Source organism: Nostoc sp. (assembly GCF_036919495.1).
Taxonomy (GTDB): domain Bacteria; phylum Cyanobacteriota; class Cyanobacteriia; order Cyanobacteriales; family Nostocaceae; genus Nostoc.
In genome coordinates this window covers 31,069-43,683 of record NZ_JBALBZ010000045.1, presented here as the reverse complement: position 1 = coordinate 43,683, position 12,615 = coordinate 31,069, and the positions used below count along the sequence as shown (strand labels likewise).

The window sequence follows — 12,615 nt, the reverse complement described above, 5'->3', positions numbered from 1 at the left end:
TATTACACTGTGTTGCGATCGCAATCAGCTTGAAGGATTAAATTTACGTTAACAGTGTTGTTGTTTTTTGAACAGTGACAATAACAAACACACGAGTCCCATTACTACCAATGGCACTGAAGAAGCAGCTTCTGGGACAGGCTGAGGGTTTTGCACAGGCTGATAATTGATAAAATTTCCTTGAATTGGGCTGAGTGATGCCAAAAGTTGCTGAATATCGCTAGATATATTAGTGTCATTACCAACACTTTTAGAAGAGATGAGGCGGTTAAATGTTTGGCTACTCGATTCATCAAAATCTCCTGTGAAGCCAAGAAAATTTTGACCTATTTTACCTATAAGAGAGTCAATCAGATTGTTAACATCAGTTTTGATCCCTAGTGGGGATAACTTCAAACTGCTGATATTATTGACGTTTCCAATTTTTGTGTTGTCAGTATTTGCTAACCAATTGCCATTACCAATAATTTCATTTCCACTGGTAAAAACCCAGTTACCATTACCAATAATTGTGTTATTAGTACCAAAGTCCCAATTGCCGTTTCCAATGGTTGCGTTGTCACTGCCGAAGTGCCAATTACCATTACCTAATGTTGAATTATTACTTCCGTCGTCCCAATACCAGTTGCCATTACCAAGAGTTGTATTACTCTTTCCAAATAGCCAGTTGCCATTACCGATGGTTGTGTTGTCATTATTAAAGTTCCAGTTGCCATTCCCAATGGTTGCGCTGTTACTGCCATAATCAGAGTTAAAATTACCAACAGTTGCGTTATTATCACCAAAGTTCTTGTTACCTTTACCAACCGGTGCGTTGCCCTCATTAAAAGTTTGGCTACCCGGATTAGATGTATTCCCACCGTTACTAAAGGGTATGTTGTTACCAAGGACTTCTTTCAACGGATCGAAAGGCGATTGTTGAAGCAGACTTCCAGCACCTGCGATCGCATTATCACCGCCTGCAAAGGGGTTTGCACCACCTGCGCTCGGGTTACTTCCTCCTGGAATCGCATTAGCACCGCCTACAAACGGGTTACTACCTCCTACAAACGGGTTACTTCCTCCTACAAACGGGTTACTTCCTCCTGGAATCGCATTACCGTTACCTGCTAAAGGGTTAGTAGCCCCACTTGGAATCGGATAACCACTGTTTGCAAAAGGATTACTACCTCCTGCCAATGTGTTGTCAATACCTTTGAAAAAGTTATCACCTAAAATTGACTTTAATCGATCAAAGATTAATTTCTGAAGCCCACTGCCAGCATCGCCTGCAAACGGGTTAATACCGCCACCTGGAATGGGATTGTTACCGTTACCTACTAACAGATTGGTATCACCCGGCAACAGGCTGCCTTCAACAGAAAAACTGCTATTGCCAGCAAAGGGATTAACGCTGTTAGGGCCGCTTACACTTAAGGGATTAACACCATCATTAAGGGGATTGACAACAGACTCTTCCATTGGCACTAATTTTCCTATTTTTAGTTAAAAAGGTTATGGGATCTTCAGTACTTCTTATACCAATTGTAAATTTGCTAAACCCAAAATATCTCTAATAATAAAGGCTTTAATCATCTTACTGTCAAATTAACAGAAAATGTTTCTCAAATCTTTACCTGTAAAGGGTTCTAGGTCGTAAAATAGTAAGCTAGTACGATAAAGTAGAAGGCACATAACTGATAATACACGCTTTTGAGCTTTCTCAAATGGTATGTTTATTTGCGCCAAACTGTACTAGCATACTATGTACTGAAGAACTCATTATTGTTCCCTCTATTTATCTGCTGATTTTCGCAATAATTCTATTAAGCGAAAGGAATTTGACCACCACCAAATGAGGGGATTTGTCCACCACCAAATGATGGAGTTTGACCGCTACTACTAAATGAAGGGATTTGACCACCAAATGAGGGGATTTGTCCACCACTAGATGATGGAGTTTGACCGCTACTACCAAATGAAGGGATTTGACCGCCAAACGAGGGGATTTGATCGCCACCACCAGATGATGGTATTTTTCCACCATCCAGTTCCTTGCCAAGCTTTGAGTTAACTAGCTTGTCAATAGTAACCCTCAAATCGAACCCGTTCGGTATTTCACTTGTGCTAATACCATAGGTTTGGCTACTAGTACCAGTCAAAGGGTCGCTACCACTACCTTGGTTACTACTTGGGGATGGCTTACCACCACCTGCGAATGGGTTACTACTACTGGCCCCAGCACCAGTTAAAGGGTCGCTGCCACTACTTTGGCTACCACTGCCTGCGGGTGGCTTACCACCTGTGGGTGAGTTACCACCGACTTTGGATGGGTTGACACCGCCTGCAAAGATATTCCAGAAGTTGTCGCCAGCGAAAGGATTACCACCATAGGCTAAATCAGCTTTACTGCTATCGGCAGCACCAGTACCAGTAGCACCGCCACCAAATGGACTACCGCCACTTTCTCCTTTACCAACACCACTGAATATCTTGGGGAGGTCTTTCTCAGGGATAACTTCTTTCAAGCGACCGAAGGGTGATTGTCCAAATTTTTCAATCGCATCGTTCCCATTAGTAGAGGGCTTACCGCTACCACTATTACTTGAATTATCTGCCATTAGAATTAATCCTCTTATTGTTTTGATGAAAATCTTGCTAGCGTCGCAACATAAAATAGACAAAACTTTAAGTTTGCTTTGTGACTTTTTTATTGTCTTTTTATTAGCAAGACTAGTTAGTAGCTATTAGATTATTTGGTTATCTTTGTTAAGTGGAGATATCGATTTTTAATCAACGCTACTTACACTTACAATTTATATGATTTAATTTTGAAGTACAATGAAAAATGTTTTGATATATTTATCATACTTGTAGATATTTTTAGAGAATGATTGGAAAAATTAACTGATATATTTGTCTAATAAAATTAGATTTGGATTAAAGATTATATTGCAATGAACAATCTTTTGATAAACTTGCCAAATTTTTAGATATTTAATTAATTTGCGTTTAAGCGGGGTTTTATCACTTTTAGCCGATGTAATACTGCGAGACTGATAACAATAAATAGCACGGCTTCTAACACACTGCAATATGTTGCATCATGTTAGGTTAGCACCACTACGAAGTGCAGCGAAAAAAAGTTCAGTGTAGGGATTACTTCAGATAAATCAGCAAATTCAATCCCGGAATTGTGCGGGAAAGCGTCCACAAAACTAGCGTGATGTAAATTACACCCAAACTCCATTGATACCAAGCAAGTGCAGAGATGATACCAGGTAGGTGTTCGTCTCGTAGGCGAATGTCGTTAAATCCTAATTTAACTAGGTTGTTAAGACTAAAATCATAGTAGTTGAGCCAGTTCCAACGGCGATCGCACAACAGAGGCATATATCGTTCCCGAAATGTCTGATTCCTTGGTATGACTGGCAAACGTCCAATCAACAATCGTAACTGACGGAATGTGCCGTCTTCTGTGAAGTAAGAAACATCCATTAAATCGTGATAACGACCTTGTTGGTAAAGTCGGATCAATAAAGCCATTGGGACGGGGACAATAATTATTAAAAGACACCCCAATGTCAGCCAAGGTTGTTGAGCATTACGAAAGATGGCTAGTAAGCTCAATAATTCTAAAACGCTAAAACTCACAAATATCGAAATGGTTTCGTAAAATGTGGGAATAATTGGTACAGGATGCAGCCGACGATAACGATCCACTAGCCAAAATACTAAGCCAAAATAAGCGATCGCAACTCCTCCCACACCAAACACTAACCAAAAATTTGTACCGTAGCCACTCAACAACAGCAGTACACTCAACCCCAACCAACTCCAAGCTTGCAGTAACCACCCAATGAGAGAAAGGGGTTCACCAACAATTAAGCGCTTACTCAGTTGTGTGTATTTTTCTAAATCGATGTCTGCTAAGGTGAGTAACTCACTGCTATTGCGAAATGATTTTATCAGACGACGCTGGGCGATCGCTTCGGCTTGAGTTGCAGAAAAACCCAGGTTAATCAAACTTGCAACGGAGGCACTATTAATATTTGTAGCCGTCAAACGGCGACTCATTTCTACTAATCGGAGTTGTTGTTTTGTGTATTCCAGTTCATTAGCATCGGCAACTTGTTGTTGCTGACGAAAATTTTGTCCCAAATTCCGCAATATGTTTTGATTACCTTGCAATGTAGGGATGCAGAACATCTTACCAATCTGACCCGGATTACCTAAAATTTTTGCTTGGTTAGAGTTAAAAGTTAAACCAGTTACGCTTAAACAAGCTTCTGTAGAAAACCTTGCATCGCTAAAATCTGCTTGGTTGAGAATGCTTGCACCTTGCAAATTTACCGATTGATTAAACTCCACTTCTCGAAATGTGACAGCTTGCTCAAAAGTCGCTTCTGTTAAAAGGAGGAACTGATTAAAATTTGCTTTAGTAAACTGGGCTTGATTCGCAAAACGTACATTAGAAAAATCAGCATTATCTCGCCACTGCCCACTATTGAATTTAGCCAACTGTTTAAAAGTTGCTTGGTTGAAGTTGGCAGTTTTTTCAAAGATGCTGCCTTGAAAGTCAGCAGTTTCTTGAAATTGAGTTTGTTTAAAATTAGCTTTTTCAAAAAAAATACTGCCTTGAAAATTGCTTGGTTGTTTAAATTTAGCACCGTTAAAGTTGACGGGACGAGCAAATCTAGTTTCAGTCCAATTAGTGGATTGGAGAAAAGTTGCACCTTGGGCATCCACAGACTGAAGAAAGAATGTATTAGAGAACTTCATTTCGCCATTGAAACGAGTTTGCACTAGTGTTAAGACACCACGAAAGACGGCAATTTCACTGGATGGAGTTGACTGTGTTCCCAAAAGCGATCGGCAATCTTTAGAGTTTGTGAGTGACTCTAGACAAACGAAGCGCAAACGTTCTAGTTCTTTTTGTTCGGGGACGCTGAAAATCGAAGCGATCGCTTGGGCATACAAGGGGATTCTTAAACCCAAATCGCTGCCCACAAAATCCCCTAAAATTAGGGTATAGCTAAGGTCTAAACCCAGAGGTTTTGCACCTAGTCCTTTTCGCATGAGTTGGTAAAAGGCATCACGAAAGCTAGTATTTTCTGGGCGCAAATCAATCACCATTTTCTGCAAATCTACGGTCAAATTGCCTTCGCGGAGTGTAGGTGTGCGTAGACGTTCTTGTAATAATTCTAGAGTTAAGGGTGTGCGTTCTGGTTGCGTTTGTGCTGCTGAAGTAGGTAGGGGGAAGAAGAGGAGAAGTAAAACGCAAAGGAACGCAATCGCAAAGCGTCTGTCTGCGACACGCTGCGCGAACGCAGAGAAGGGAAGCGCAGAGGTACGCAGAGTGAGCTTTTTGGGTGTTTTTGGGTTTAACCTCTGGGTGCATCTGTGTTTAAAAAATAAATTATGCAAATTGTTCGATTAATCGTCGCTAATTAGTAGAACAATTTTACCTGTCACAGAACCGCTTTCAATTAGTTGGTGCGCCTTAGCCGCTTCTTTTAAAGGGAATTTGTGATTAACATGGATTTTTAATTTGCTTTCATCGATCCAGGTGGCACATTGTTCGAGAATTTCTGCCTGGTGCTGGAGGCTTTCTTCTAATCCTAGCAACGCTGGTGTGAGCATTAATTCTAAACCTATGCGGAGATTGCGTTGTCTAGCAGTTTTCCAAACAGTATTGGCATCTGGTTCGAGAATCGTCACAATATCACCATATACTCGCACTGCGGGGAAGGTTTTGTGAAAGGTTTCGCCGCCTACGGTATCAAAAGCCAAGTCTACGCCTTCGCCGTTTGTCCAATCTAATGCTGCTTGTACAAAGTCTGTTTGTTTATAAAAAATTACATGATCGGCACCTAGTTGTTTGACAAAATTAGCTTTTTCTTCAGAACCCACTGTGGTGGAAACAGTAGCACCTTTAAGTTTCGCCAATTGAATTGCTACATGCCCGACACCACCAGCACCCGCATGAATCAAAACTTTTTCGCCAGGTTCCAACCGTCCCCGTTCGTATAAAGCTTCCCAGGCGGTGATTAACACTAAAGGCGCTGCTGCTGCTTCGGCAAAGGAGATAGACGCGGGTTTACGTGCCACAAACCGCTCATCCACAACAGTATACTCAGCATAATTACCTTGGTGTGCGCCCAATCCGCCATAGCAAAAATATACCTCATCACCTGGGCGAAAACGCTGAACACTAGCACCTACCGCTTCGACTATACCAGCACCATCACATCCTAAAATTGTCGGTGTGCGATCGGGGTAGAAAGTGCCTCGGCTACGAAGTTTAGTGTCAATGGGGTTAATGCCAGCCGCCACCAAACGCACTAAAATTTCAGTATTCCCTGGAACAGCAGGGTTTGGCACTTCCTGTAGTTGCAGAACTTCGGGACTGCCAGCTGCTGTCATCAAGACTGCTTTCATAACTCTTTCCTCCTGGCTTTAGATGCGCGTTCTTATGCAACTTTAGCGCAAGAGGGTGGATACAAAGTTATGTCTGATTTTTAAGTACCCTTTGTGCTTACTACGAACTCACCAAAATTAATGGGACAGAACACTAGGCTTACTGAATGTAATGTAGCATGTTACATTAGTTTTGATAGATGTCCTGCATCTGTGAGCTTGGTATTATGGAGATATAACAATGTTGCTCAATGCGATCGCCTAGGGTGGGCGGTTACGCCATTACAAAAAGTATTGCTAAATCATTGTAATAATATTTAACATGAGTCTAGGTTGTGTAATTTAGATTAACTATTGCAGAGAAATTCTCTCAGAGTTAGTAGAATGGCAAATACAAGGACACAACTCTTTTATGGATTAGTTACTCTAGAACTGTAGACTATGTTTTCAGTCCTGAGTTATTTTTGTATTTTGCCTCTGAGGCATACCAATCAAGACCACACCAAATCCTTCATTAAGAGCTCCCAGAAATCATAATGCCTGTGATTGAGAAGAAAAGAACTCGCGATCTGCCCCAAATTAACGAACGAATTCGCTACCCGAAAATTCGGGTAATTGATACTGATGGTGCCCAACTGGGAATTATGCTCCCACAGGAAGCACTACAACTAGCAGAAGAGAAAGAGTTAGATTTGGTGCTAATAAGTGACAAAGCTGACCCGCCAGTTTGTCGGATTATGGACTATGGTAAATATAAGTTTGAGCAGGAGAAAAAGGCGCGGGAAGCCCGGAAAAAGCAGCACACGGCTGATGTCAAAGAAGTTAAGATGCGCTACAAAATAGAAGAACACGACTACAACGTGCGTGTTAAGCAAGCAGAGCGCTTTTTGAAAGATGGCGATAAAGTCAAAGCTACTGTCATGTTCCGGGGTCGAGAAATTCAACACAGCGACCTAGCAGAAGATTTGCTCAAGCGAATGGCAACTGATTTGGAGCCTTATGGGGAGCTGCAACAAGCGCCTAAAAAAGAAGGGCGAAACATGATGATGCTCATCTCTCCTAAAAAATAATCCTTTCACTGTATTAATAGACCAAGTTTGAAAATCCCCTGGCTTAAAGTCAGGGGATTTTTTGATGTTTCGTTTCGATGCAACATGCACCCAAAGCTGTGAGGTTGTATAAATTTATCTAAAATTGATAATCCTGAAGCCTAAGTGGGAAACATAATACTCAGTTGCTCAGGAATTTTGCTATTTCCAGCCGATGAGGGGGATGAGGAAATATTTTCTTCCCCTTCTCCCTCTGCCCCCGCTCCCCATTCCGCGGTGATACTACCAGAAAAGAAAACTGCATGGAACTGAAAAATCACTGGTTGGCTGCAAATAAAGTTGCTTTACCACGACTAAGACTACTACAGTGGGTGAATCTCCGACCAGAGGAGAGCGAACGAACTCAACTAATGTTCTTTTTTTACACAACTGTATGTGTAGGATTGCGGTGGGCAGAGGACAGTACTGTGGCGCTGTTTTTGGATGAATATGGGACTCATTTACTGCCGTGGATGTATATTGCTAGTGCCTTTATGAGTGCAGCGCTGGTTTTTTTATACTCTTGGCTGCAAAAGATTTTTCCTTTGCGCCGGGTGATTGTAGCGATCGCCCCTTGCATGTTAATGCCATTACTATTATTAGTTGTATTACGTTGGGGAGCGCATGTTTCATACCTGGCAGTTATTTCGGCATTTATGCTGCGGCTATGGGTAGATGCCCTTTATGTGGTCAATGACCTTAATACTTCCATCGTCGCCAACCAAATATTTAATATTCGGGAGATTAAACGGACTTACCCATTGGTGAGTAGTGGGCTTTTAGTCGCAGATGTGATCAGTGGCTTTAGTTTGCCTTGGCTATTGCAATACACCACGCTGAATAAGATCATCTTCATTGCCTGTATAGTAATTTTATTCGGATCGGGGATTTTATTATATTTAACTCATCAATATCGAGCGGCTTTTCCTGAAACCCCACAAAAACTAGTTACTGAAGAACAAGCTTCACGACAGCGTTTTATTAAAAGTCCTCTGAAGCGCTATGTTTGGCAACTGTTTGCTTTTGTCGGTCTGTTGCAAGTCATTGGGTTGTTAATAGATTTTCAATATCTACGTGAACTCCAATCTAATTTGGGCGACCGAGAACTTGCCAGTTTCTTAGGTCTTTTTGGTGGGACTTTGGGACTGTGTGAGTTGTTGTTGCAGTGGTTTATTTCCAGCCGACTCATCGAACGGATGGGGGTATTTTTCACAGCGACGCTTTTACCTATCACCGTAGGCTTTTCACTACCAGGAGTGCTGATATTATTTTATTTAATTCCCGCCATCCAATCGCAAAGCTTTTTTTGGGGTTTGGTAATTGTCAAATTCTTTGATGAACTCCTGCGCTACACCTTTGTCATGAGTAGCGGCCCCATCCTGTACCAACCAATTCCAGAGGCAATTCGCAGCCGGATGCAGACTTTATCTGGCGGAACTGCCGAAGCGATCGCTACAGGTTTGACAGGAGTGCTAATTTTTGCAACTATATTGTTTTGTGGGCAGTTTATACCCGTACCTTTGCAAAAGTGGGTGTTAGTAGCAGAAACAATGCTGATAACTGGCACCTGTTTAAAAGTAGTTTGGGAATTGCGATCGCGCTATGTTGAACTGTTAGTCTTGAGTGTGGCACGAGGCCAGTTGAGTGCAACTAATGTAGGCTTACGATTCTTCAAGCAAGGTGTAGTCAAAGCCTTGGGAGAAAAAGGCAGCGAAGCAGATAAACGCTCTTGTATTGAACTTTTAGCCCAAATTGATCCCCAAGGATGTGCGGAAATTTTAGCACCTCTGTTAGTCAAGTTAACCCCAGATTTGCAGCGCCAAAGTTTGGAAGTCATGCTGATAGCAGGTGCAAATCCCGCTTATCTATCCGCCATCCGTCCTTTGCTAGAACAACCCCAAGAAACTAACTCCGAAGTTTTCGCCCTAGCGCTGCGCTACATTTGGCTGGCTGAACCAAATCCCAATTTAAGTATCTTAGAAGAATACCTGAACCCCCGGCATAACTCACTCATCCGCGCCACCGCCGCCGCTTTAGTTTTACGTCAGGGAACGCCTATGCAAAAGGTAGCAGCTACCCAAACCATGCGTCGGATGTTGACTCATAAGAAAGAACGGGAACGGGTAAATGGAGTTAGAGCGCTTAGAGAAGCAGTTTATTTGCAGGCGTTGCGGATTCACATCCCGAATTTGTTACAAGATGAGTCGTTACGGGTGCGCTGTGCCGTATTGGAAATGATTGCAGCAACTCATTTAGAAGAATACTATTGTGCATTGATAGCAGCACTTTATTACAAATCAACCCGCACTACAGCAATGTCAGCTTTAGTACGACTAGAGAATGAAGTTATAGAGATGCTGTTGCGGGTAGCTACCAATATTTACAAACCAGAAGTAGTGCGAATGTACGCTTGGCGTACCATTGCTCAAATTGGTACTCAGGAAGCATTGGAGATTTTATGGGAAAAATTGGAAACATCTTGGGGTACAACTAGGGATCATATTCTTCGCAGCTTACTAAAAATACACAAACAACCAGGAATTAAAGGTTTAGTAGATCGATTTTATGAAAGTCGAGTAGAAAATTTAATTGAGCAGGAATTAAAGTTTTTAGGCGAGATTTATGCCGCATATATAGACTTGAAAACACTAGACGAAAAAGAAAATCACCAATCCAGTGAGAGGATTGTCCTTGTCTGTGAGTTATTGCAACGCGCTCTTTTAGAATTGGAATTGGATGTCAAAGAGCGGCTGTTACTGCTACTGAAACTGCTTTACTCGCCAGAAAAGATGCAGGCAGCAGCATTTAATTTGCGATCGCTCTCAGTGGTAAACTTAGCACGAGGGTTAGAAATCCTAGAGCATACCATAACTTTGTCTTCAAAATCTCTGTTGCTGAATATTTTAGATAACCGACCGCAGCCAGAAAAATTGCAACATCTGGTAGAAGCTAAGATCGTAGGATATGAAAATATGATAGTTAGCGATCGCCTCCACAGATTGCTGACATTGGGTAACTTCCTTTCTGACTGGTGTCTAGCTTGCTGTTTTCATTTTGCTCAAGTGACTCGTACCAGATTGACAAGTTCTGAAATCTTAGTGAGTTTGCGTCATCCAACCGGCTTTGTTAGAGAAGCTGCGATCGCATATTTAAATATGGTTTCACATCGCGTTCTTTTGCAAATCCTCCCCCAGTTAGAAAAAGATCCACATCCTTTGGTAGCTGCTCAAGTCAAAGAGTTACTCGAAAAATGCCAGTTTAAAAATTAAAATTTATAGCCTTAACTCACTAAATTAGTGCAATTACCTCTAACTTCTTACCAAAGAAAATTTGATTCCTCCCTGTGGAATGTAGTACAACCTGTCACGGAAGTTTATCATGTGTTCACTGATATGGATGCTATTAAATATTCATTAAGCAAACAACAGCATTTTAAATATGAAACTACCTCAAATGATCGTCACAACAGTGGCAGCAATCACTTTTGGATACATTGGTTCCCAGTATTTCACCAGAAATATTATGTATATCATAGGGGGTGGAATGGTTGGGGTTGGTGCAGTAGCATACGTAATTCCGCCGAGAACCAAACAAAAGTCAACCCACACACAACCGAAGGAGCCTGCGGAAACTACTCGCCACTAAGTGCAGTAATTCTCAGATGGGAGGCTCAAAAAATTAATGACTCATCATGTGCCTAAACCTCAAACTCACGCCGAAATTTTTTCACTAACAGCTTAATGTATAATTTATATTTTTAACGAATCTGCTGCAACTGCTGCAATTTTTTATAGTGCTTGAATCCGCGATCGCCGAGGAAGTTATTATAAACAATCTCAAGCAGTTAAGAAAGGAAAATTTATGCAGAGTAATCACAGACAAAAGACAAGAGGAAAAGGGGCAGGAGAAACCCCATAAATAAATTTATTTGCTCTAAAAAACTTGGACGCATTATTTCTCGTGGCACTTTCGGCTAGAAATCAATATTTTTGCTTTTGGAATGAGCATACTTTCTCCCCTGCGCCCCTGTTTTTTCGTTAATCTCCCTGCGGATGCTCATCCCACAAAGTTGTCAGTTCCCGTAAACTCTGATGATTGCCATTACCCAAAATAAGATGATCTAGTACCGGAATGCCCAAAAGCTGCGCCCCTACTAATAACTGACGCGTCAATTCTATATCTTCCTGACTGGGTTCGAGGTTTCCAGAAGGATGGTTGTGGGCAACTATTACCCGCGTTGCACCTTGACGAATAACTTCTCGAAAAATATCACGGGGAGAGGCTAGGGTTTCGGTTGCTGTACCAATGGTAATTACTTGTGTACCTAATAAGCGATTCTTAACATCTAATAGCACCACTGCAAAACGTTCTTGTATCTGCCACATCAAATCTTGACTAAGGGTAGCAGCAGCAGCAAGTGGGCTATCAATTAATGTGCGATCGTTGGGACGAGATTGAAAGGCGCGTTTACCCAATTCAATTGCTGCTAAGATACTTGTTGCCTTCGCTGGGCCAACACCAGAAATTTGCATTAACTCAGCAGGGCTAACTTCTCGCAAAACTGCCAAAGGATCGCGTTGGTGTTTGCCTAATTCGCTCAAAATATATTGTCCCAAACCCACAGCAGACAGTTTTCCTGGCCCCTGACCGGTGCCTAGAAGAATTGCGATTAATTCTGCTGTGGCTAAAATTTTGGCACCATGCGTCATTAATCGCTCACGCGGACGCTCATTTGTAGGTAGGTCGGCAATTCTGAGGCAATAGGTCATAAACTAAGATAATCGTCACCACACATCAAACTATCTTTAGTTATCCCTTGTTTGCTCTAGAAATTATCTTTATTTGAAAAAATCTTTAATCTTTGGCAATTTTTTCCTTTCGGCACATCTTGCCTTCACAAGAATAATGGTCATCAATAGCAAGCTGTTACACCTAGAGTTAGGCGGTTTCTATCAACTATGCTGTTATATGTGTGGTAATTGAGATTAGATAAGTGTTAGTTTACCTAATGTAATTCAATAATCTGTTATAAATCTCCGATATGGAACTCAATATCCGTTGATAATCTCGAAGTGATTCGCCTAACCGCTCATGTTATTGATTTCAATACCGCTTCAGTAAAGGTTTT

8 protein-coding genes are annotated in these 12,615 nt (G+C 41.6%); 3 read left to right on the top strand and 5 right to left on the bottom strand.

What is annotated here, in order from left to right:
• Positions 1 to 48 precede the first annotated feature (48 nt).
• The 4 genes from V7K25_RS05710 to V7K25_RS05695 form a co-directional block, all read right to left on the bottom strand.
• Positions 49 to 1,461 (bottom strand): hypothetical protein, encoded by a 1,413-nt coding sequence (locus tag V7K25_RS05710; protein WP_335155876.1) that lies wholly within the window; start codon positions 1,459 to 1,461, stop codon positions 49 to 51.
• Positions 1,462 to 1,805: 344 nt separating this feature from the next.
• Positions 1,806 to 2,600, bottom strand: a complete 795-nt coding sequence (locus V7K25_RS05705) for a hypothetical protein (RefSeq protein WP_335155874.1) — start codon at positions 2,598 to 2,600, stop codon at positions 1,806 to 1,808.
• Positions 2,601 to 3,138: 538 nt separating this feature from the next.
• Positions 3,139 to 5,406 carry a pentapeptide repeat-containing protein gene (locus V7K25_RS05700; protein ID WP_335155872.1) on the bottom strand — a complete coding sequence of 756 codons (2,268 nt, stop codon included), beginning with the start codon at positions 5,404 to 5,406 and terminating at the stop codon, positions 3,139 to 3,141.
• 9 nt (positions 5,407 to 5,415) lie between these two features.
• Positions 5,416 to 6,420: a zinc-dependent alcohol dehydrogenase family protein gene (locus tag V7K25_RS05695; protein ID WP_335155869.1), complete on the bottom strand. Its 1,005-nt coding sequence runs from the start codon at positions 6,418 to 6,420 to the stop codon at positions 5,416 to 5,418.
• A 515-nt stretch (positions 6,421 to 6,935) separates the two neighbouring features.
• On the opposite strand from V7K25_RS05695, the gene infC reads away from it, so the two are divergent.
• The 3 genes from infC to V7K25_RS05680 all read left to right on the top strand — a co-directional run bounded on the left by infC (position 6,936) and on the right by V7K25_RS05680 (position 11,132).
• A complete protein-coding gene (infC, locus tag V7K25_RS05690) occupies positions 6,936 to 7,469 on the top strand; it encodes a translation initiation factor IF-3 (RefSeq protein WP_109010020.1) in 534 nt (177 codons plus the stop codon).
• Positions 7,470 to 7,750: 281 nt separating this feature from the next.
• A complete protein-coding gene (locus tag V7K25_RS05685) occupies positions 7,751 to 10,756 on the top strand; it encodes an MFS transporter (RefSeq protein ID WP_335155867.1) in 3,006 nt (1,001 codons plus the stop codon).
• Positions 10,757 to 10,925: 169 nt separating this feature from the next.
• On the top strand, positions 10,926 to 11,132 hold the full coding sequence (locus tag V7K25_RS05680) for a hypothetical protein (RefSeq protein ID WP_335155865.1): 207 nt from the start codon (positions 10,926 to 10,928) through the stop codon (positions 11,130 to 11,132).
• A 392-nt stretch (positions 11,133 to 11,524) separates the two neighbouring features.
• Here the strand turns inward: V7K25_RS05680 and radC are convergent, their stop codons facing one another.
• Positions 11,525 to 12,256: a RadC family protein gene (gene radC / locus V7K25_RS05675; RefSeq protein WP_335155863.1), complete on the bottom strand. Its 732-nt coding sequence runs from the start codon at positions 12,254 to 12,256 to the stop codon at positions 11,525 to 11,527.
• Positions 12,257 to 12,615 lie beyond the last annotated feature (359 nt).